A 21416-nucleotide genomic window follows, 5' to 3' on the forward strand; every position below is an offset into this window, starting at 1 on the left:
TGCATGTCTCTAGTAGATGTTGCGGTAAATGGCGCAGAGTTCTTCCGGCGATTTATCCTGCACGGCCGCGATCTCCGATCGCTTCACGCTTTGGAACGCGTCGTGCAGCAGAGGCGGCATCCAGGAGCGCGCTTCTGTGTCGTTAGCCAGTGCATCAAGCGCTTCGAGGAGGCTGGCGGGCAGCGGCGCGATACTGAGCGAGCGGCGCTCCTCGTCGGATAGATCGGCGGGGTCGCGATCGACCATCGGCGGCAGCGGAAGCTTGTCGCGAATGCCGCTGAGGCCCGCGTAGGCAAGCATGCCGATGAGCAGATACGGATTGCACAGACCGTCCGGCGGACGGAATTCCAGATTAATCGCACGTGCGCGATCTGTCTCGTCGCGCGACGCTGGCGGGCAAACGCGAATCGCAGCCTCGCGGTTTTGCAGGCCGAATGAGCCGTAGCCGCAACTCCAGTGGTGCGGACCGAGGCGCAGATACGAGACGGGTGCCGGCGCCGCGATCGCGCAAATGGCGGACATGTGCCGCATGATGCCCGCGACGAATGAACTGGCCAGCGGCGAAATCAGCGCGGGAGAGTCGCGATCGTAAAGAACCGGCTTGCCGGCTGCATCGATGAAGCTGAAATGGACGTGTTGACCGTTGCCGACTTCATTCGGTGCGGGCTTCGGCGCAAACGTGATCCTCACGTCCTGGCGGCGTGCGACTTCGCGCAGCACTTCGCGAATCATCACCGCGCGATCCGGGCCCGCCATGCCCGCGGCGGGCCCGCAAGCGATTTCGAGCTGCCCCGCGCCGAATTCCGGTTCGACTGTCTGCGGATCCAGCCCGGCTTCCCGCAACGCGAACACGGCCGCGTCGAAAAATTTCGCTGAGGTCCGGAATGCATCGAGCGTGTACACTGGCCGTGCCGAGACTTCCGGTTCGCCGAGCCGCGTGAACTCGAACTCGAACGCGCTAAGCATGGTCCAGCCGGTTTCCTGGCGCAACGCGCCCAACGCAGCTTCGCAAAACGAGCGCGGACAACAATCCCAAGGCCTGCCGTCCCGATCGATCGAGCGTGTCAGCACCATGTTGAACATGGGCCACCCATCACGCGCGGCCAGCATCGCATTGGCGCCGACCGGCACCTGCCGCACCTCGTCGAGCGGACCCCACGGATTGTCCGCAACCGTGCCGAAAGGCAGAATCGCCTGTCCGGCGGAAGGCCAGCCTACCCCGTAACGGCCGGCAGCACTGAGCTGGTCCTGCAGTACCGACCTGCACCGGACTAGACCAGTGAGATCGCACCAACTCAACATCGCCACGTCTCCGTTCATTTCAACTCCTTCGTGTTCCACTGCAAATCAAATGACCTGGCACGTATTCAATCTACTAGTTCAATCGCCTGCATCAGCGAATCTGTTCTCTCGACAGCCACGGGCTCAGGGCGAAAATTGGGACTCGCCCCAGATACTGCTCAGACTTCGGCAAGCATGATGATTTCGCGACGCATCGCGAGATGCGCGGCGGGCTCCCCCAGTTCGCGCGCAGCCCGATGCCCCGAGTAAACCGCTGCGGCAATCGTGCCGGGCGCATCGCAATCACCGATCAGACGAACTGACTGAACGCCCGCGTCCCGCAGCCGCTCGGGTGCGCCACTGAGCGAGTCATGGACGCTCTGGACCGGTTCCCGCGACGTAACCAGCAGCACGGCGGCCGCTTCGACGACCTTCGTCCGGCCCGTGTACACGCAATTGAGAACCACACCGTCCGCGCGCAAACCCGCGACCGACAACGACGGCAAAATGGTAACGCCCGCCTCGATGAGCCGCCGTTGAATGCGCCCCTGCTCCAGCGTGTTGTGCGTCCAGGCCGCGACGTCCGGCGCCGGCGTGACGAAGATGACTTCAACGCCTTTCGCCACCAGCAGTTCGGCCAGCACGCTGCCCATGTAGTAGTGATCGTCGTCGAACAGCACCAGCGGCGACGGCGCCTCTGCGCCGGCAAGAATGTCGTCCGGCGTCAGCACCTTCAACGAGCCGGGCGCATCCAGCGGTTCGCGAATCGCGCGGCCCAGCCCGTCGCGCCGCCAGACCGAACCCGTCGAGATGAAAACGTGCTGCGCGCCAAATTCGACGATCTCGTCAGCGCCGGTTTCGCTTTCACGATAAATCTCGACATTCGTCAGACGGCTCAACGCGTCGAGCCTGTAGTCGATAACCCGCGACCACGTGGCGAGACCCGGCAGCCTGGCTTCACGCGCGACCCGGCCGCCCAACGTGCGGGTGGCTTCGACCAGTACGACCTCGTAACCTCGCAGACCGAGCACTCGCGCGCATTCAAGTCCGGCCGGCCCGGCGCCGACCACCAGCGCAGTGGCGTCGTTCTGACGCGGCTGAACGCGTTCTGGATGCCAGCCACGTCGCCATTCTTCGCCCATCGTCGGATTCTGCGTGCAGCGAATCGGCGTACTGGTGTGATCGCCCGTCACGCAGATGTTGCAGCCGATGCACTCGCGAATCTCGTCCAGCCTGCCCTCTTCGATCTTCTTCGGCAGGAACGGGTCGGCGATCGACGGACGCGCTGCGCCGATCAGATCGATTACACCACGCCTGACTTGCGAGACCATCGTGTCCGGCGAAGTAAAGCGGCCGACACCGACGACCGGTTTGCTGGTAAGCGACTTGATGCCCGTGAGGATTTCTTCCTGGTACGCTTCGCCGGCGAAGCGGGACGTGACGCTGTCGTTGGACCAATCGGCCACGTTGACGTCCCACAGGTCGGGCAACTCGGCCAGCAGCGACAGGATTCGCGTTCCTTCGGAGTCCTTGGACAAACCGACCGGTCCCGTCTGCTCGTCGATCGCGAGGCGAACCGCAACGGCACAGCGGTCGCCTACCGCGTCCCTGGTGTCTTCGATGAGCTCACGCAGGAGCCGCACGCGGTTCTCCAGGACGCCGCCGTATTCGTCGTCGCGCCGGTTGTTACGGCGCGTCAGGAAATGAAACGGCAAACCGAGATCGTGTCCGGCGTAGACGTAGACGACATCGAAGCCGGCATCGCGCGCACGAAGCGCGGCGGCACGATGGATCGCACGGAGCGCCTTGATATCGGCAAGCGTCATCGCCCTCGCCTGGATCGGGTCGTAACCTCTAACTGGCGTGTTAGACGGCGCCCAAGGTATCTCCCTACTGGTTCTGTTCGGTGCCGAATAGCCGTTGAAAGCAAGCTCGACGCCCGCCAGCGCGCCGTGCTCGTGGACCGCCTGCGTCATGCGCTGGAGCGCCGGAATGTCCCGTTCGTCCCACAACCGGGCTTCGACGTACGGCGAGAATTCGCTCAGCGGACTGATCTCGCATTCCTCGGTGCAGATGACGCCCCAGCCGCCTTCGGCTTTGACGCCGCGCATACCGGCCATCGCGGACGGATGGGCATGACCCATGCCGTTGCAATGAGGTACCTGGTAAAAGCGGTTCTTCGTGCGGACGGGACCGATTTGCACCGGTTCGAAAAGAATGTCGTAACGTGGATCGCGCATGCTGTTCTCCAGTCTGTCCGCCATCAGGAAACGAACCACGACGACGGCGCCGGCAAAAACGCCTGCTGCAGGCTGCGATCCTCCGCATACCACTCGTCGATCGACTCACAATCGAGCAGTGCGTCGACGAAGATGTCAGCCCATCTGATCGCGTCCGCCTCCGTTTCAACCAGGTCCTGGCGAAACTCGACCTGCACATGCGCGAGGCCGCGCCGCCCCGCATGCTCGGGCGTCGTGAAATCGATGCCGAGGTCGAGCGAATACGGCAGGTTGTCGCCGACGGTCAACTCGCGGTTGGTGCCGAGTCGCGCGAGCAGCGGCCTGGCAACACGCGCGTCGTGCGACCAGCTAATGCCGATTCCCCATGGACGCGTCCGCCCTCCCCACTGCGCCGCGCACGAGTGAAGCGAAATGAAAACGGGCAAACCGCCTCGCGCTTGCATGCTGCCCAACTCGTTTGCGATCGCTTGCTGATAAGGCCTGAAGATTTCATCGACGCGGGCCTGACGGTCTGCATCGGTCAGCCCGGCGTTACCTGGAATCCGCACGCCCCCGGACACCGCCGGTATCGATGCAGTATCGGCCGGATAGCGGTTGCAGTCGATCACCAGCCGCGAATAGCCGCACTCGATCAGCGTGCAGCGCAGGCGCTGCGCGATTCTTCTGCCGATAGCCTGCGTGCCGATGTCCCAGCCGATGTGCGTGAATCTGTCCGCGTCGCTTAGCCCGAGTTCGCCAAGCGCAGCCGGCACGCGTGCGGATGCGTGATCCGATACCACCAGCCAGTCGAGATTCCCGCCGCGATACAGCGCGACCGGTGAAGGATCCTCTTCCGACAGCAACGTAGCGTTTGCGGACAGGGAACTGCGTGAGTGGATCGTGTTCAAGGGTGCCGCCTCCAGAAAGTGCCTCGCCGCACCTCTCTCCTCGATGGAAAGATAATCTCATGCGTCGTATTTTTTTAGATTATGTAACGTTTTTTTCATTTTTACCAGCAGTCGGATATGAAAAATATTTTTCATATCATGCCGTTTACCCCGTTGCGTCGTTTTTCTCTCGACCGTAACATGCGCTCCCAAATAGCCTGGCCGAGGGCATCGGCACGTCGCCATCCGGTACGAATCGCGCTGGTCCGCGCGCCGCCGCTGCCTCGATCCCAGCTCAAAAACGTCATCGCGCCTGCAGCGCGAGGCACTCGATAAGTGAGGAGCAAGATGAACGTAGAGGAATTCGGATACACCCAGGAGTTGCGCCGCAGCCTGACTTTTCGCGACCTGATCGTCTACGGCCTGCTCTGGATGATTCCGGTCGCGCCGTTCGGCATCTACGGTTACGTCTCCGACGCCGCTCACGGCATGGTGGCTCTTGCGTATCTGGTCGGCATCGTTGCGATGTTTTTCACGGCAATGAGCTACAAGGCAATGTCGGAAGACTTCCCGCTGGCAGGTTCGGTCTATACCTACGCGCAGCGTGGGATCGGAGAGACCGCCGGCTTTCTCGCCGGGTGGTTGATCCTGCTCGACTACGTTCTCATCCCGTCGCTGCTGTACATCGGCAGTGCTGCCGCGTTGGGTCCGATGTTCCCGGACGTGCCCAAGTGGATCTGGGTCGTCGGGTTCGTGGTGTGGGGAGCGGGTGTCAATCTTCTAGGCGTCGAATTCACCGCGAAGGCCAGCAAGGCGATGCTTTACGCACAGCTAGCCGTGCTGCTGGTGTTTTGCACAGTCGGCCTGCATGCCCTTTACTTCAGGGGAATCGGCGCGGGACGGCTAACCTGGGCGCCGCTTTTGCAACCGCACAGCTTCAGCATCAAGGTCGTCTTCTCGGCCGTTTCGATCGCCGCGCTGTCGTTCCTCGGTTTCGATGCGATCTCGACGATGTCTGAGGAAGTGAGTGGCGACGACAGAAAACTGGTCGGCCGCGCGACGGTCGCGTCGCTCATCATCGTCGGCGCGTTGTTCATTCTGCAGACCTGGATCGCCGCCGATCTTGCACGCGGCATGAAATTCACGTCGGTGGATACGGCGTTCTACGAAACGGCCGGGGTGGCGGGCGGCAAATGGTTATACCAATTGACGTCATGGTCGACCGTGATCGCATGGGGTGTCGCCAATTCGCTCGTGTCGACAGCATCTATCGCCCGCATTCTCTATTCGATGGCACGCGACGGCAGAATCCCGGCCGTGCTGGCCAAGGTGTCGCGCAACTACAAAGTGCCCTATGTCAGCGTTCTTCTAGTCGCGGCCGTGTCGTTGATCGTATCGCTCTGTTTTGTGGATCAACTCGATCGGATAACCACGTTCGTCAACTTCGGCGCGCTAACGGGATTCCTGGTACTACATGTCTCCGTGGTCAATCACTTCGTTATCCGCAGGAAATCCCGAGACTTCGTGAGACATATTCTTTTTCCGGCAATCGGCTTTGGCATCGTCGCTTACGTGCTTTATTCGATGGGCCGCGAGACGTGGATCCTTGGACTCAGTTGGCTCGCAATCGGCGTTGTGTACCTCGTCACGCTGACGAAGGTACTCGGTCGCACAGCTCAACTCGATGTTTGACCCGTGAGGGCCGTTGTCGCTCGCCGGAACCGCTGTGAAAAGATTGAAGCGAGACGAAGCTGCGAACCGCCAGCTTCGTCTTCCTTCTTTCGATTGCAGTCTGATCAGCGCCTATGAGAGGTCAACGGTGAGGGCTGGCACGACCGTGAACAGATCGCCCACCAGACCGTAATCGGCGACGCTGAAAATCGGCGCTTCCGGATCCTTGTTGATCGCCACGATCACCTTCGAGTCCTTCATGCCGGCCAGATGCTGGATCGCACCCGAGATGCCGACCGCCACGTACAGTTGCGGCGCGACGATCTTGCCGGTCTGACCGACCTGATAGTCGTTCGGCACGAAGCCCGCGTCCACTGCGGCACGCGAGGCGCCCAGCGCTGCGTTCAGCTTGTCGGCCAGCGGTTCCAGAACCTTGGTGTAGTTCTCGCCGTTGCCCAGACCGCGGCCACCCGAGACGATGATCTTCGCCGAGGTCAGTTCCGGACGGTCCAGCTTCGTCACTTCACGGCTCACGAATTGCGACAGGCCGCTATCGGCGGCTGCTTCGATCTTCTCGACCGTTGCGCTGCCGCCAACGGCCGCGACGGGGTCGAAACCGGTCGTGCGGACCGTGATGACCTTGATCGGGTCAGCCGATTGAACGGTAGCGATCGCGTTGCCGGCGTAGATCGGGCGCTCGAACGTGTCGGCGCTGTCCACTGCGGTGATGTCGCTGATCTGCGCGACGTCCAGCTTCGCGGCGATACGCGGCGCGATGTTTTTACCGTAAGCGGTGGCCGGCGTGAGGATGTGCGAATAGTCCTTCGCAATGTTCAGCACCGTGGCTTCAACGTTTTCTGCCAGACCCGCTGCGAGTTGCGGCGCGTCAGCCAGCAACACCTTGCTCACGCCTGCAATTTTCGCAGCCGCATCCGCTGCGCCCTGCGCGTTTTCGCCTGCCACCAGCACGTGAATATCGCCACCAATCTTCTGCGCGGCTGCGATTGTGTTCAGCGTCGCGGCCTTGATCGACGCGTTATCGTGTTCTGCAATTACCAGATTCGTCATTTCGTCCGTCTCCTCACAGCACCTTGGCTTCGGTCTTCAGCTTCTCGACCAGCGTCTTCACATCCGGCACCTTCACACCGGCGGAACGCTTCGGCGGCTCAACGACTTTCAGCGTCTTCAGGCGCGGCGTCACATCAACGCCGAGGTCTTCCGGCTTGATGACTTCCAGCGGCTTCTTCTTCGCCTTCATGATGTTCGGCAGCGTCACGTAGCGCGGCTCGTTCAGGCGCAGGTCGGTCGTGATCACGGCCGGCAGGCTCAGCGACAGCGTTTCCGCGCCGCCGTCCACTTCGCGCGACACCGTCGCCTTACCGTCGGCCACGACAACCTTCGAGGCGAACGTGGCTTGCGGCAGATTCGCCAGCGCAGCCAGCATCTGGCCGGTCTGGTTCGAATCGTCGTCGATCGCCTGCTTGCCGAGGATGACCAGTTGCAGCTGTTCCTTGTCGACCAGCGCCTTGAGCAGCTTGGCCACGGCCAGCGGCTGCAGTTCTTCGTTCGACTCGATCAGGATCGCGCGGTCCGCGCCGATCGCGAGCGCCGTGCGCAGCGTTTCCTGCGCTTGCGCCACACCCGCCGACACGGCAATCACTTCGGTCGCCACGCCCGCTTCGCGCAGACGCACGGCTTCTTCAACCGCGATTTCGTCGAACGGATTCATCGACATCTTCACGTTCGCGATGTCGACGCCAATTTTCCTCGGATCGACACGCACTCTTGTGTTCGCGTCGATTACTCTTTTGACTGCCACCAATATCTTCATCTTCTCAAGCCTCGCTGCCCCATGGAAAGTTGCTTCGCAGACACCGCGTCAACCTATGTCGACGCGGTCAACCCATAGAGTATTTTATTTCACAAACACACATTTTATATAACATGAATTATTTTTTTCTTTCCTGACTCACCGGTTTTTCCTCTTTCCAGAATAAGCTTGATGGAACATGACGGCAGAAAGCGCCGAGCAGAGAAGTACAGCGTGCAGCCTTACCAGCCAGAAGGCGGCAGGCCGCGCGAGCGCCGGATCAGCGGGAAAAGAAGGTGCCTGTGGCAGTAAATGCCCTGTTGAGGGCACTTCATTGCGCAGGTCAAGACATTCCAATCGAGCAAGTCCTTGTTTTACTGCTGCATCCGTCGCCCACCGCGGCGACGCGTGCCCGCCGTTGACGCGCCATTGCGGCTGGACGGAAATCATCGATTGGGTGTTGCGGTCGCGAGCGTCGCCGATCGAGCCATCGGCGATAAAAGACTTCTCGGCAACGAGCCATGTTGAGCGATGGCGGCTAGTTAGTTTTAACTTATTTGTACGGCTGGCATTCAGGATGGTGCTAAAGAAATCGCGAGGTGAGCCGATTCAAGAAGCTCGCTGTCGCCGATTGACACTGAATAATGATCACGGGCTGCTGGTGATCACATACGTCTAAAAGACGAGATAACTGGACGCCTAGCGTTGGCGACGAATGCACGCTCACCGAAGCAAAGTTGCCGTTCGAATGCCGCGGCGTCCGCCCATCTTCGCTGCTCTTGCGACCCGAAAAAGGCAAAAGAGTCATAGCGTCGACGATAGCCTAAAGGAGCGCCCACAAGGCGTTCCGGCGGAAGGCAGCCGACTCCAACAGTTGTCCGCAAAGCGCCGCCAGGTTTGGCCCCCGCACTGCCTGAACACAGCCCACCCATCATCCTACCCATACTGCAAAATCAGTAGCCGCGAGACTCCCCGAAAGCTAATTCTTTTCCGCGACGCCACACAGCGGTGAGGTTGCAGCGATAACCGATGTTCGCGGCTGAGCACCGGACATTTGAATCTGGCCAGGCGTAGCGCGAGCGGCTTAACAGAAACTGACAGCCGTGTCGGCTTTGGCAACCAGGCATGGAGAATACAAGAAGACGCTGCACTGGCCATTGCGAGTGGCGATTGCGAACTAAAAACTAGAAGCCACGTCCCAGTCGTTTCCGTTGAGGAGCAAAGCGTCGAGGCGAGGCTAGCCGACCACCATCGTATCTAGGAGCGTCCGACCGTCGGCATCACAAAGAGGCGTTCATCCCACACCACGGGTTGCGGCTCGGTCACAACAATCCGCGTCGCGTCGGGGTGTGCGGGATTGACCAGCACGTTGAACTCTGCACGGACGACAATGGAAGGTACCATCAGGAGCGCGGTACGCGACTCGGTCAGCCAGGCGTCGCCGAACTCCCTTGCCGCCTGCAGTGATGGCGCATCCCATCCCCCTGGCAACGATTCGGCCGAATGGAGTTCGACGCTAATATCGTCGGGAACCGCTGCTTCAACCCATCCGTGTGTCTTCGGTACCTTGCCGATGCGCGCATGAACAAGAACCTCGAGCATCGCACCGGCGAAAGTCGACGCGGCGTAGATGACCGGTCGCCCCGGGCTATTGAAGCGGCCGCCCACCAGCATCGCGCCGGTGCCACTCCAGACCGTGTGTCGAGTATCGGCGATTCGAAACAACTTCACGCCGGCAACCCATAAAACAGTTTCCAGAGCAGCTCTTCGACCCGGCGCGCGCCGAGCTCGGTCAGCGCAACATCGAGTGGCGCCCGCCCTTCGAGCTCCGGGTGCGGCGTCGACAGGAATTCCCGCGCGTCCTCTTCGTCGTTCCAGACGTAGGCCGTCGTCGCGACGATCCTGGCCAGCCGCTCAGTCTTTTCCGATTCGTCTGGCGTCAGCCGATCGCGACGCCGCTTATAAGTCGCTTCGGGGATGATGCGGGCAAGTAGCGCACGCCGGGCGTCAGCACCCTGCGTCGCATGTTCGACGCCCGCGCGCAGCGCGGACTTGGGCAGTCCGTCGCGGACAAGTGCTTCGAGTTCCGCGAGCGTGTGCGGGACCTGCCGCAGTTCCATGACTGCGGCCACTGCCTCAGGCGTAATCAGTGACATGGGACCCCCGATTAAAGTATCAGTTGATACCAAATCATAGCGCAATTGATACCGCTAGCAAACCCATCTTCAACTAGCAGACTCCATCGGGGAGACTGCCGGGACGGCTTCCTCGACATCGTCCATGGCTGCGAGAATCACCCACATCGCATGACGGCCCGTTACGGCCTACAGAAATCTTTCATACACGACATGCTCAAGCAATTAAGCATCCGCTCGCGACGGGATGTCGCACTGGACATACGGATATACCATTTATAGTGCATCGCACAAGCCCGTGCGATCGGTAGATGCGATCCGATGGCTGTGTTATATTGCACTGCACAAACTTCGTCCGATCGGCAAGCGCGATCCGACGGCCGCGTCCGGCGTTGCCGGGTTGCGGACCGAGATGCCGCTGAAGTTGAGTCGACACGCCTGTCAGCTACGTCCAGTTTCTGTCTACATCATCAAAATGAGGTCCCTGTGAAATACCTTACCCGCATCGCCGCGTCTGGAGCACTCCTGGTCGTCGCTCTCGGTATTGTTACCTTCGCCCAGATCAAGTTCGCGCCGCAATCCGCAGACAACAACCCGGTGGCACGGATCGTCCTGAACGTCGAATCGCAACTGAACGGTTGAGCGACTCCACCGCCGTATGTAGCTCGCGCCCCGCAGGCAAAGAAAAACCCGCCAGGCTCCGAAGAGAACTGGCGGGTTTGAGCTACTGATTTCGGATTCACATACCAGGCGATGGTAACGGAGTTGACGCCTGCTCAGGCTCCTCCAGCGACCAGTCAGCCTCCATATCCACGGCATCCAACACCTTGGCCAGTCAACAATCGTCAATTCGAGACGCTTCGTCGTGGCCTCGTGAGACAGGCAATCTTTCCCCTTCGACGTTTCGATTATCAGAAACTCGAAGAGCGTGTCGCCACACTGATCCAGCGCAAGCCAGCACTCCCCGCCCTCGCAAATTGTCACCGCGCAACCTGAAGGCATGGGCGAATCCAGAATTTGTGCAGCAGCCTCCTGCACAAATTGAAGCCTCTTCGGCCTTGTAAACATAGGATTGCGAATTAAACGTCGATCACTTTAATTATGTGAAATGATGGACCGTCTGCTTGAGGGGGAGCGGGATGCCATCGGTTCAAGTAATTTTGTTCCCGTTTTGCAAGCAAGTTTGTTCTTGGCGCGCACGACGAGAGTCCAGCTGCTAGCTTTCTGTTGCGCCATGTTGGTCGGTAGCGACTCGGTAGTGCGTATACTCCACGCTGCAGCGTAAGGCTTTTAGGTCATGCGCACAGGTCTACGACGGGTTGGCGTTGATCGCCGCGGTATTGCCGTGCGCTCTTCGTCAGTGAACGTCGAAAGAAACCTCATGACTTTTCGGTTTTTTTGCCCACAGAATGAGCGACAAGCCATTATCGGCTTCGCAAAGCCGGATACAATATTTTGGGTCATCGCGTTGTCCTGCTCAAAGCCCGTATTCAATGTTGTCCGGCACTTTCAAACCGCGCTGTGTGCCGCGTCGACTTCCCAGCCGGCCGCTGTTTCGAATAACTCCGATAGTAATGAATCGTCAACCCACTCGCAACACGATGCAATCGTCTGCTCAGTGTAGAGGTATGGATCATTTCACTGGGCTCTATGCGCTCTGAGCGCAAGATGAAGTATCGATCATTAAGGTTCACGAAGCGGGCGGATTACCAAATGCGGCACAACCCCTTTCTATAAGACTCGCACCGAAGCAGCCCCTCTTTCGATTGACACTCCGACGCTGTGCAAAAGCGGGTGGCCCGCCCATCGTCAGCACTCACTTGGGCAAGGGCCATCATCCAATCCAAATTTTTCACCCGCTTCGCGTCGAACAGAAAGAGAACGTGGATGTGATACGCGCCATGCTGCTTGCCCTGCTCGACCTTCGCGACGTAGCCGAGCAGATCGTCAAACAGTTCGCGATCCGCCCCACATCGATTTTCTAAGAACAGTTCCCTGAACCACATCACCAACGCAGGGTCGATACGGGCTCTCGTCTCCCATCCGGCAACGATTGACTGTTCCATCGAGGCCGCTTGGCTCCATTGTCCCAGCGCATCCACTTGCCAGCTCGTCCGCAGCAATGCGTCGCTCTCCACAGCGACAGTCTTCACAAAGCCTAGATCACCGCGCATAGGCCGAGTTATCTTAATGCTGATATCCTTCTGCACGGTTATGCTCATCACTGCCTCCGTGACATGAAGCCGAAGTTGACCGCAGGATGACTCCGTTACGTCGATTCGCGACATGGAACGTATGTCTGGCTGAACACTACCCAGTCCGCACAAATGCCGAAAAGTAAATCACGTGTATGAGACAACTGACATGACAAAAACAGATATCGGCTGTCTTGCGATCCTTAGCCTCTTGTACTAATCTAATCGCATCCGGGGTACCGCTGTCATCCTCTTCTCAACGTTCGGTATAAACGTTGAGGTGGCGAGGATTTGTATGCCCGCGATTCAATTCGCATGGATTTTTCTCGGTGTCAGTGTCACTGCTGAAGTGCTCGGCACCATCGGCCTCAAGATCTCCGTTGGATTTACGCACCTCCTGCCGACGGCTTTCACCGTCGCTTGCTATACGGGCGCAGTCTGGCTCATGGCGATTTCCACCAAGCATATTGAGATCGGTATGGCTTATGCCGTGTGGGCAGGAGCCAGCACCGCCCTTACTTCTTTTGTCGGTATCGCGTGGTTTGGTGAATCCGTCACCACACTCAAAATGCTTGGTCTCGCCCTGGCTGTCATTAGTCTCGTCGTGCTAAACCTTAGCGAAAGCCCTCCATAGAGGCTAGTCGTCCAACGGTAAGACCGAAATGCGTACCGCGTTCGAGCGGTATCGCGTCAAACGATCCTTGCGCCGCGGCATACATTGCCGGCTGGCAGATGCACCTCGCGCTGTAAAGGTGAACCGATGAAGACCGAAAACATGTGGGCAATTGCACTGGTTGGCGTGACGATCCTATGGGGCTGGTCGTTCGTCGCCATCCACGAATCCCTATCGACCCTGAGCGCCACTGCGTTCAATGCATTCCGCTTTCTCGTTGGCGGCATTGTCATGCTGATTCTTCTGGCCCGCAAACCACGGCGGATCAGATTCGACGAACTGAAGGACGGCGCCTTCGCGGGTGTCGCTCTCTTCGTGGCATTTACGTTTCAGACAACCGGAATCGCCTACACAACGGCGTCGAACGCGAGTTTTATTACTGGGCTGGCGGTTGTATTTACACCGCTATTCGCGCTGGTCTTGTTGAAGGTGCAGCCGAACAAGCAACAGGCGTTTGGCGCTGTCATGGCAGCGGTTGGATTGGCTCCTCTTACCGTAAGTGACCTCTCTGTCCACGTAGGCGACGTTCTGGTCCTCGGCTGCGCAGTGTTTACGGCGCTGCATATCGTCATCCTGTCGAAGGTCAGCAAGAACCATGACGCGGAAGTCCTGGCGTTCATTCAGGTCATGGTGGTCGGCGTGTTGTCGCTCGTATGGTCAATCGCGGCAGGAGAATTCTCTGCGCCACATACATCGCAAGCCTTGACCACAATCATCGTAGTAGGTATTGGCGGTACAGCGATCGGCTATTTCGTGCAAACCAAGGCCCAGGTGGAGTCGCCCCCGAGCCGGATCGCACTCATCCTGGTTCTCGAGCCGGTTTTCGGCGGACTGTTCGGTTACCTGCTAGGCGGCGATCGCCTGAGCGCCGTCAATTTATCTGGAGCCGCCCTGATCATCATCGCCATGATCGTGACGGAGTTCAAGCCAGGAATGCGTGCCGTGTCGAGCTAGAAACATTTGGGCGACGATGCTGCAGCTTGTTGTTGGTCATTGAGTTGACGTTTGTAGTGCAGATGACATTTCCGTGAATTGGAGAGCAATATGTAAGATACACTCGTAAAACAAGCTTCCGAGAGCGATCTGATTTTGATCGATAGAAAGGTCGACACTGCCGCACCGTGGCCGGCCTGGGCCGAACAGATAATACAGACTGGCTTTGCAATCGTCAGCATATCGCCTGGCATGCAAAGTGACCTCGAGGGACTCCAGGTACTGGCCGGAGGTATTCGTTTCAAGGACAAGCAGAACTTCAGTTTTGTCGAGCGAACGGACGATTATTTCCCGATTGGCTATTCCTTCCTCAAGGAGAAAGAAAACTCCGACCTGTGCGAAATATTCAACTATTGGCATAGGTTCAAGGAAGACCATCAAAAATACGACTTCTGCAAAACAGACTTTTACTCGCGCATCGCGAGCTACGAAGCGCAAGTGTCAGTGTACGGCCAAAAGATTGTCGACGAAATTTGCAGGAGGTACGAGTACACCCGGCCTGTCTTGACTCGGGAAGATTCATACCTCCAGTTCAATCACTATCGGGAAGATCTGCGGCTTTGCAAGAAGCGATATCTGCAGGGCAAACACGAGGATGGTCATCTGATCACGGTGATCAAACCGAACGCTCCTGGACTGGTCATCTACCAGGACGGCAAGGAGTGCCTGGTGGATCTTGCGAAAGATCAGGCCATCGTCATCGCTGGCTCCCTGCTCACGCAGCTTTCGGACGGCGACATCCAACCGGTCTATCACGCTGTCTTGAATCTCACGCTGCCCGCGGCCAGGTCTTCTATCGTCCACAACGTGAACGTCCTGGCGCATTCGCTCCCTAGCTTCCGCGCAGGCGCCGATATCAGGATGTTCGAGCTCGCGAACGAACAGCACCTTCAGTTCGGACATAATCCGTACGTGCTTGCGTAGTCCTACCGGCGAAATCGCTCCGGACCGATTCGCGCACCGGTTACAAGTCGAGTCAGTGCGATGACGGTCCGGATCGGGGACCTCGACATACGTCCGCCTCGCGCACAGCACCCGACAATAGTCCATTTTGCACATAGCCGGGAGCAAGTGCCCTGTTCAATCGGCGTCGCGACTATCGCCGCATCCGACGATGGGAGCACGAACATGTACTGGAAGTTATGCAGCGTCGACTCGACCGGAAGCCTGATGCAATCACTATCAGAAGAAGCACTGTCGAACACGTCTTCGGCACGCTGAAGCATTGGATGGGGGCCACCCACTTCCTGACCCGGACGCTGGGACGCGTGAGCACGGAAATGAGTCTTCAGGTATTGGCCTACAACCTGAAGCGCGTCATGAATATACTTGGGGTTGCCGGGATGATGAAGGCGATGAGGATGACTGCAAGCTGAAGCCCCAAGGGGCTTCTTGCGCCCGCGGATGTTTGATTAGCGTAAGCGAGACGCATCTAACTTTATCGACCGACCGGCAACCTCGCCCTCAAAGCCAAAACTGAGTTTCCACACAGGCTCGGCCGGGTATGGAAGATCGGGCGGTCCAAAGAAGCAACGCTCTCCCGCATCTAGGCACATCCGCAATGCTCTGAGGCGACAATCGCCCCTCATATCAGTGTCGCTCCATGTCCGACGTCATTGACTGTTCAAGCAATACCGAATCGCTTTACGGGATGACGTCCATGTAGTCGCTCAACGACACAACGCGAGTAAAAAACTATGCAATCGAAGCGCAGCGGGCAGCGTATCAAGGCGAGGGAGAGTTCACGACTACTTGCGCATCCGCTCTCGCTGACGTTGTTCGTCTACCAGTATGGATGCCATTTCCTGAAGGGCTTTTGGACCTGAGACCTGGTAGTTCTTTGCGGCACCACGTTGGCAGAGATTTTGTCCATTGAGGGCAATACAGGGGTCCGAGTCTCCCTTCTGAACCCACGCTCCTTTAGACCAGGAACCTGCGGCCAAACCGGCTGTACTGGAACGCATCTGTGCGTCCAGCATTTCATGATTCAGTGCACCGTATCTCTGTATCCACGCCTGCGCTCTCGCCTGATCCTGCGTGGCCACGATAGCTTGTGCTTCAGGCATCATCCTCGCCATCTCGATGTCCAGATCGACCACTTTCTGGGGCGACGACCCATCCTTCACCGCGGCCCTGTCGTTGTTGATTCTTCTTGCCCAGAGTGGGTCGGAGATATTGTCGGTCGGGTCAGTATCACTCTCATGCACAAAACTGTCTCGGTGCGAATAGACAAGCCCATTTCGCGCCATATCTTCACAACCCGCCAACATGGTCGCCGCCAGCAGAAAGGCTGAGACCCTAACGATCCTGCCCGTATTCTGAGATGTCCGCAATCGAAGCTCTCTTGCCGGATGATCGGTCGCACTTTGATACATTCCACTCTCCATAAAAGTCTGCAGAGGGTTCGACGAGGGCCTGTGCGGCCTGGCAGTCGTCGACACGGTGATCCCAACCTCATGCCAGGTTGTGTTAGCCGCCCTGAACCCCTCCGGCATCCAGCATTCCCGGTGCGCTTCAACACCCCATCTACCGCGAGCACAATGAGAACGCGGACATCCATTCATTCTTCAACATCAAAATGTCCTTTTTACCTCCTCAGTCAAGGAGCCTTGGCACTATGATAAAAACCTTTGCATCCGCCTTGCAGGAAATTCTCTTTTGTTTCGAAATGAGTGATGATGCCTTTGGAATCCGCATTAATTAACATCAGACATTCCAGGGTGTCAGTATGCTGCTCATACTCATTCGTGGTAACCAACGTTCCGCCGGGGGCCCCGCCGGCCATCAACTGAGTATTGGTGCCAGTTAACAGGCCATAGGTGGAGTTTTGCCCAAAATTCCATATGTAGACCGTAGTTCCATCTTCGGCATGCCTCACCCCACCGGTAGGCTTGCCCCATTTTGCCAGTGCCTCATTAATTGGGCGGCCGGTCCAACGACTGTTGGCGATAACCTCCTGCACCGTGATCAAATGCCCATCTGCTGCGCAACCGGATAAAATCAGAAAGCCCCCTCCTACAAGGGCAATCGTCAAACCGCGCAAAATAGTACTTCTCCTGAAAATATCAAAGGTGAAAAATCTCGATCTGAACATGGCACTCATTGCCTTCCTTCCTCATCAACATATCTTGTAAAAATTAATAAGAAAAACACCTCAAAAACCCTTCAGCATCCGTCACCCTTCACCGCGCGCCCCGAGCCATTCCGGGAGCAGAGGACTGACGACCTGCTCGCGCGTCGCAGCGGATAGACCCGTTGTGCTTTTTACCCGTGCAAACTCGACGGCCTCCCGAGGCATACAACCAAATCGCGCACGAAACAGACGGCTAAAATACTTCTCGTCAGTAAATCCATGACGCCAGGCCACATCTGCAATACGCTCCCTCGGCATATCCGGATCGGAAAGCACGTCGTACGCCCGCTCCAGGCGCTGTTGCTGAACCTGGCGCATGATCCCGCCGTGGCCTGCAAACAGCTTGTAGAGTCTCGCCCGAGACACGCCAAGGGCCGCGCTGATCACATCTGGCGACAACTCCGATCGCATCAGATTCGTCTCGATGAACTGGCGTGCACGCCGGATCAGTGCAATGTTGATTTCCGATTCCGCCTCGCTTAACGTTTCAGGCGAGCGCATCAATGCCGCGCGCAATAGGTTGTTGGTAGCACGGGTCACATACGGAATGGCTTCAGAATTCAACTGCCCCATATTGCCCATCAGGGAGAGCAGATGATCTTTCAGAATGGCGCCAATCGCCGGATCGATGACCTCACCGTACCGCTTGAGATCAAGCGATTGAAATAAGTCTCGAGGAATCACCAAACCAATAGTGTCCCCTGTCGTCACCATGCAATCAAACGGCTTGTTCATGTCGAACAGGTAGAGACCGCCCGCACGTGTACAACCCGTCGAGTGCGCCCACTCGCCGACCGCGCCCCCTGTCAGTTGCAGCACCAGGTGGTAGTGATCGATCTGATCACTTCGAATCTTTCTTGCGCTTCGTATCGTCCGGTAAACAACCTGCTGATCCGGTAGTAGCCAGCGGCGCCCAGCGAGCACGAACGGGCCGAATCGGGTTGCGTGAAATTCGGCATCGAACGGTACGGCCGCATTCTCGGGCCGTTCGTACTCACATGTCGAAATTGCTGCGGCCCATGCATCGAACCGTTGCGCCCCCGGCTCATCGACGGTCGTGAATCGATACATGTCCAGGAGGGACCCGTTAGACATGGTCGACCGCGGCGAACGAAGAACGCGACTGGCGCAGCCGGAATGACCTGATCGCAGTCGGCCCAAATGATGGTATGAACATGAGAATTCCGCTCCCCGAAAACGCATCGCACACACCGGTAGACGCCTGCATCCACTACACAAGGTGGCGATCGAACATCCATCGCGCGCACTGCGCGCCCGCATGTGCGATCACTGACGCGGGTGGCATGTCCAGTCGTTATACGTCGGTCTATCGATCGGCGTGAGTCCGGGGATCATGAAGACCGTACACGAAAACCGCCGCCCCTTGCCCGTCGTCGCGTCGTAGCTGACCTGCTGGCCACCGAGCGCGTTCTTTTGTCCGTACTGGACATTCGCGACCGTAACCTCATCAGACGATGCCAGCCCCAGTGTCCGGGCGGTAGACGTCTGAACATCAATCATGTTCATCTGCGTCGTTCCACAAGCTGATATGACCAGACCACAGACTACGGTTGCGATAGTCGTCCTTGATCTACTGCGCTTTCCCCGTTGCATACTCTTTCCCCGTCAACTCAAATGAACTACGTTCACAATGCGTACGTCGTTGTTACGAACCCGGGGTATAGAAGCTCGCCTGCACTTCGGTGCCGACGTTGTATACATCCAGGATCCACAGGAGTGCCAGGGTGCCGGACGAGCTGCCGCCCAATGCGGGCCAGTCGGTGCCTTGCGGGTGTTGTCCAAACAAGGTCGGTGCGCTCCACGCGCCACCCGAGTAGCGGCTTGCAAGGACATCGGTCGATCCTGGCGTGCCCGAGTCCCCCCAAGCCACCGTCGCATTCCCGGTATCGTCGAGCGCGAGCTGCGGCAAACGCTGCTGCAACAGGTCTGGATGCAGGGACAACTGCTGCGTCGTTCCCCATTTACCGTTCGTATCCGATACGTTCGCGTACAGCGCCGCGTCCGGACCGTACCACGCTACCAGTGCAACCCCATCCGGGTTGACGTTCAGCACCGGGTAGTAACCGACATCCGCCATATTCATGAACGGGGCGACCGGCTGCCCGGCCTGCCAGCCCGATCCGGCGGCGTAACGCTGCGACATCGTCGTGGTGTGCGCACCAGCACTGTCGATATCAACCTCACCCCACACGAGCGTGATATTGCCCTTCGAATCCATGCCGACTGCCGGCGAAAAGACCGACTTGGGTCCGGCATAGACCTCGGTAACCGCGGGGTTCGAATTGGTCCAACCGTTGGTCGGATCGTAAGTGGCCGTCCACAACGCCGATTGCGTCGTATTGGTCTGCTGCCACGCGATGACAGCGTTGCCAGCCGGCGTCACTGCAATATTCGGCGCGATATTCCTGATGATGGGACCGATCACCGCGTTCGGACCGGTCTGCGCCGGCTCCGGAATCGTCACGGTTGGCGCCCACTTGCCGTCTGTTGTGTATCGGGTCGCCTCAATCGACGATGCACCCGAGGTCGTGCCTTGCGACCACGCGACGAGCGCGTTGCCGTTCGCATCGACACCCGCGGTATAGGCGGCGCTCGTCACGTCCGGCGTCACCTGGGCCGGTGTGCCCCATCCCGATGCCGGATCGTAAGGCCGGGCCCATAGCGCATATTCGTTGGGACCCGGCGTCCATTGCACCCACAATGCCAGCGCCTGGCCATTCGCATTGCCGACCACCTGAGGCGGACTTACGCCCGGCCCTGTCATGTTGACCGAACCGTCGGTCGTATCGAGCCGCGTCGCAGTCCCCCATCCCTGACCGGGCACATAGCGGCTGCCCCAGATCTCGTTGGTATCCACCGCACTCGTGCCCAAGGTCAGCCATGTCGCAACGGCGTTGCCTTTCGCGTCCACGGTCACCGCAGGCTCACTCTCGCCGACGTTGCCATCCAGTGCTGCCACCGCCGACCACCCGGCCTGCGTGTGCGTCGAGCCGCTGGTCGAACCGCCCCCAGGTGACGACGGGTTAGAGGGCGAACCCGGAGTCGTGGACGTCGACGACGAACCTTTGGTCGAGGATACATCGTTACCACCGCCACATGCAGACAGTGCAACACAGGCGGCCATGGCCATCCATGCAATGGGCTTCATAAAAGTCCCTTTTTGATTAACTGCCAATCGGCAAATCCCTGCCTTTGACACAACCACTATCCGGAATCAGAAATGCCACCGGGCTTATCCGTTGCCACAACATAAACACAGGCACTCAATACATGACTATTCCACTATGTTCGGAAGCCATGCCTTTCATCTATCTATTTTTCTTTGCTCAGATAAAAAACCTCACTGCCCATAAAATATGGACGGCGAGACGAACTCGACTATCCATCGCACAAGTGGAGCATCGCTCAATCCAGAGTCTTACGATATGCCTACCTTCTTCAACTCCCTCAAACGGCCGAGGACTCGCGAAATGTTCCCCATGAGTAACTGCGGCATAGTAAATTAACACCCCGACCAGCGAGGTGGAGCGGCGTCTACAGTTGGTGGATTTTCGTATTAACGCGATCGATTTAACAAACAGACGACAAGTTCTTGCCTATTGATATAACTACGATTATTCGACCCAAATTAAATATTACATTCAGAAAGAAATTGGCAATTCTTTCAAGAATGTCGGCATTTTGCCGACGCCGTTCCAAATCAGGCGAACGCATCGGTAGAGGGGAATTTTCCAGAGAGATTCCATAGACAAAGTCACGGCTCTCGGCTCAGGCACTCGGCGATCGGTGGCGTCCGGCGCAGGGAGGAGTCGCGGCACGGATGCGAGTGGTACGGGAAGCATAAAACTATATCTGCAAAGTTAAATGCTTCCCTTTCGCAGCTTAAGCGCGCATTCACACCAAACTGGTGCGCAACGCATTACACAAGCCCTTCTCAAACCTTTCACGCATTCATTTCTCAGGCCACTGGGCATCATCCCTATTGAGCCGCCACTGATTGCCGCGTCAACCCTAGTCAGATCGAGCAAAAATAGAAGGAAATCCGGTCAGATCCAGACGGGGCGACGTACACTCGCGATTGCGATGACGGACTGCTGAAGATCGACAATCGAAAGCCTCCCGACCGTGCAGTCTGCGGCGTCTGAGTATTCGCGCTCCTATAAATGTTCCAGTCTATCGTGAAAATATCTACCGTCGAATCGAGGCCGAACGAGCATCTGTACCGGACCCCCCTACCGTACGGCGCAAACGGCAACGTCAAATCCCTTAAATGCCGCAGGGTAATAATTGAGTCCCGCCAGAAGACCGTATCTGGTCATGGGGTTTCGCAATGCCACCAGGCCGATTGATTGCCATAATGTAGACGTAATTCCACCTTCGCGAAGAAGGAAAGACGTG

18 protein-coding genes and 1 pseudogene are annotated in these 21416 nt (G+C 58.0%); 6 read left to right on the top strand and 13 right to left on the bottom strand.

Features of this window, described 5'->3' with window-relative positions:
- Positions 1–9: 9 nt before the first annotated feature.
- From GH665_RS35945 to GH665_RS35955, 3 genes are all read right to left on the bottom strand, one after another.
- Positions 10–1320 (bottom strand): type I glutamate--ammonia ligase, encoded by a 1311-nt coding sequence (locus GH665_RS35945; RefSeq protein ID WP_153141792.1) that lies wholly within the window; start codon positions 1318–1320, stop codon positions 10–12.
- A 140-nt stretch (positions 1321–1460) separates the two neighbouring features.
- Positions 1461–3521, bottom strand: coding sequence for an oxidoreductase (locus tag GH665_RS35950; protein WP_153141793.1), 2061 nt, complete (start codon positions 3519–3521; stop codon positions 1461–1463).
- A gap of 23 nt (positions 3522–3544) precedes the next feature.
- Positions 3545–4408, bottom strand: a complete 864-nt coding sequence (locus GH665_RS35955; RefSeq protein WP_167531052.1) for an N-formylglutamate amidohydrolase — start codon at positions 4406–4408, stop codon at positions 3545–3547.
- 327 nt (positions 4409–4735) lie between these two features.
- Here GH665_RS35955 and GH665_RS35960 point away from each other — a divergent pair, with 327 nt between their 5' ends.
- Entirely contained in the window at positions 4736–6079 is a 1344-nt protein-coding gene (locus GH665_RS35960; protein WP_153141795.1) for an APC family permease, read from the top strand.
- A gap of 111 nt (positions 6080–6190) precedes the next feature.
- Here GH665_RS35960 and GH665_RS35965 read toward each other — a convergent pair whose 3' ends face one another.
- From GH665_RS35965 to GH665_RS35980, 4 genes are all read right to left on the bottom strand, one after another.
- Complete coding sequence (locus tag GH665_RS35965; RefSeq protein ID WP_153141796.1) at positions 6191–7126, bottom strand: electron transfer flavoprotein subunit alpha/FixB family protein; 936 nt, start codon at positions 7124–7126, stop codon at positions 6191–6193.
- A gap of 13 nt (positions 7127–7139) precedes the next feature.
- Positions 7140–7889 carry an electron transfer flavoprotein subunit beta/FixA family protein gene (locus GH665_RS35970; RefSeq protein ID WP_153141797.1) on the bottom strand — a complete coding sequence of 250 codons (750 nt, stop codon included), beginning with the start codon at positions 7887–7889 and terminating at the stop codon, positions 7140–7142.
- Positions 7890–9125: 1236 nt separating this feature from the next.
- Positions 9126–9599, bottom strand: a complete 474-nt coding sequence (locus GH665_RS35975; RefSeq protein ID WP_153141798.1) for an RES family NAD+ phosphorylase — start codon at positions 9597–9599, stop codon at positions 9126–9128.
- Positions 9596–10024: an antitoxin Xre/MbcA/ParS toxin-binding domain-containing protein gene (locus GH665_RS35980; RefSeq protein ID WP_046565320.1), complete on the bottom strand. Its 429-nt coding sequence runs from the start codon at positions 10022–10024 to the stop codon at positions 9596–9598. The genes GH665_RS35975 and GH665_RS35980 overlap by 4 nt, the downstream gene beginning before the upstream one ends.
- 465 nt (positions 10025–10489) lie before the next feature.
- Between GH665_RS35980 and GH665_RS35985 the strand changes: the two genes are divergently transcribed.
- Complete coding sequence (locus GH665_RS35985) at positions 10490–10645, top strand: hypothetical protein (RefSeq protein WP_153141799.1); 156 nt, start codon at positions 10490–10492, stop codon at positions 10643–10645.
- Positions 10646–11709: 1064 nt separating this feature from the next.
- On the opposite strand, the gene GH665_RS35990 is transcribed toward GH665_RS35985, so the two are convergent.
- The gene (locus GH665_RS35990; protein ID WP_153141800.1) at positions 11710–12225 is read right to left on the bottom strand and encodes a hypothetical protein; all 516 of its coding nucleotides are present in this window, start codon (positions 12223–12225) and stop codon (positions 11710–11712) included.
- Positions 12226–12493: 268 nt separating this feature from the next.
- On the opposite strand from GH665_RS35990, the gene GH665_RS35995 reads away from it, so the two are divergent.
- The 4 genes and pseudogenes from GH665_RS35995 to GH665_RS36010 all read left to right on the top strand — a co-directional run.
- Entirely contained in the window at positions 12494–12832 is a 339-nt protein-coding gene (locus GH665_RS35995) for a DMT family transporter (protein WP_153141801.1), read from the top strand.
- Between the two features lie 126 nt (positions 12833–12958).
- Positions 12959–13825 carry a DMT family transporter gene (locus GH665_RS36000; RefSeq protein ID WP_153141802.1) on the top strand — a complete coding sequence of 289 codons (867 nt, stop codon included), beginning with the start codon at positions 12959–12961 and terminating at the stop codon, positions 13823–13825.
- 231 nt (positions 13826–14056) lie between these two features.
- Positions 14057–14788, top strand: coding sequence for a hypothetical protein (locus GH665_RS36005; protein ID WP_246216483.1), 732 nt, complete (start codon positions 14057–14059; stop codon positions 14786–14788).
- Positions 14789–14964: 176 nt separating this feature from the next.
- A pseudogene (locus tag GH665_RS36010) lies at positions 14965–15240 on the top strand (transposase); the annotation flags it as partial.
- A 372-nt stretch (positions 15241–15612) separates the two neighbouring features.
- On the opposite strand, the gene GH665_RS36015 reads toward GH665_RS36010, so the two are convergent.
- From GH665_RS36015 to GH665_RS36035, 5 genes are all read right to left on the bottom strand, one after another.
- The gene (locus tag GH665_RS36015) at positions 15613–16239 is read right to left on the bottom strand and encodes a hypothetical protein (protein WP_153141803.1); all 627 of its coding nucleotides are present in this window, start codon (positions 16237–16239) and stop codon (positions 15613–15615) included.
- A gap of 224 nt (positions 16240–16463) precedes the next feature.
- Entirely contained in the window at positions 16464–16967 is a 504-nt protein-coding gene (locus GH665_RS36020; protein WP_153141804.1) for a hypothetical protein, read from the bottom strand.
- 72 nt (positions 16968–17039) lie between these two features.
- Positions 17040–18068, bottom strand: a complete 1029-nt coding sequence (locus GH665_RS36025; protein ID WP_167531053.1) for a helix-turn-helix domain-containing protein — start codon at positions 18066–18068, stop codon at positions 17040–17042.
- Between the two features lie 216 nt (positions 18069–18284).
- The gene (locus GH665_RS36030) at positions 18285–18524 is read right to left on the bottom strand and encodes a hypothetical protein (protein WP_246216484.1); all 240 of its coding nucleotides are present in this window, start codon (positions 18522–18524) and stop codon (positions 18285–18287) included.
- 139 nt (positions 18525–18663) lie between these two features.
- The gene (locus GH665_RS36035; protein WP_153141807.1) at positions 18664–20166 is read right to left on the bottom strand and encodes a hypothetical protein; all 1503 of its coding nucleotides are present in this window, start codon (positions 20164–20166) and stop codon (positions 18664–18666) included.
- Positions 20167–21416: the final 1250 nt, after the last annotated feature.

The sequence above is a fragment of the Paraburkholderia agricolaris genome (genome assembly GCF_009455635.1).
Classification (GTDB): Bacteria; Pseudomonadota; Gammaproteobacteria; order Burkholderiales; family Burkholderiaceae; genus Paraburkholderia; species Paraburkholderia agricolaris.

Excerpts from the sequence above, each read along its gene's own strand:
- GH665_RS35945 (WP_153141792.1), bottom strand. The coding sequence starts at position 1,320 with ATGAACGGAGACGTGGCGATGTTGAGTTGGTGCGATCTCACTGGTCTA.
- GH665_RS35950 (WP_153141793.1), bottom strand. The coding sequence starts at position 3,521 with ATGCGCGATCCACGTTACGACATTCTTTTCGAACCGGTGCAAATCGGT.
- GH665_RS35960 (WP_153141795.1), top strand. The coding sequence starts at position 4,736 with ATGAACGTAGAGGAATTCGGATACACCCAGGAGTTGCGCCGCAGCCTG.
- GH665_RS35965 (WP_153141796.1), bottom strand. The coding sequence starts at position 7,126 with ATGACGAATCTGGTAATTGCAGAACACGATAACGCGTCGATCAAGGCC.
- GH665_RS35970 (WP_153141797.1), bottom strand. The coding sequence starts at position 7,889 with ATGAAGATATTGGTGGCAGTCAAAAGAGTAATCGACGCGAACACAAGA.
- GH665_RS35980 (WP_046565320.1), bottom strand. The coding sequence starts at position 10,024 with ATGTCACTGATTACGCCTGAGGCAGTGGCCGCAGTCATGGAACTGCGG.
- GH665_RS35990 (WP_153141800.1), bottom strand. The coding sequence starts at position 12,225 with ATGAGCATAACCGTGCAGAAGGATATCAGCATTAAGATAACTCGGCCT.
- GH665_RS35995 (WP_153141801.1), top strand. The coding sequence starts at position 12,494 with ATGCCCGCGATTCAATTCGCATGGATTTTTCTCGGTGTCAGTGTCACT.
- GH665_RS36000 (WP_153141802.1), top strand. The coding sequence starts at position 12,959 with ATGAAGACCGAAAACATGTGGGCAATTGCACTGGTTGGCGTGACGATC.
- GH665_RS36005 (WP_246216483.1), top strand. The coding sequence starts at position 14,057 with ATGCAAAGTGACCTCGAGGGACTCCAGGTACTGGCCGGAGGTATTCGT.
- GH665_RS36015 (WP_153141803.1), bottom strand. The coding sequence starts at position 16,239 with ATGTATCAAAGTGCGACCGATCATCCGGCAAGAGAGCTTCGATTGCGG.
- GH665_RS36020 (WP_153141804.1), bottom strand. The coding sequence starts at position 16,967 with ATGAGTGCCATGTTCAGATCGAGATTTTTCACCTTTGATATTTTCAGG.
- GH665_RS36025 (WP_167531053.1), bottom strand. The coding sequence starts at position 18,068 with ATGTATCGATTCACGACCGTCGATGAGCCGGGGGCGCAACGGTTCGAT.
- GH665_RS36030 (WP_246216484.1), bottom strand. The coding sequence starts at position 18,524 with ATGAACATGATTGATGTTCAGACGTCTACCGCCCGGACACTGGGGCTG.
- GH665_RS36035 (WP_153141807.1), bottom strand. The coding sequence starts at position 20,166 with ATGAAGCCCATTGCATGGATGGCCATGGCCGCCTGTGTTGCACTGTCT.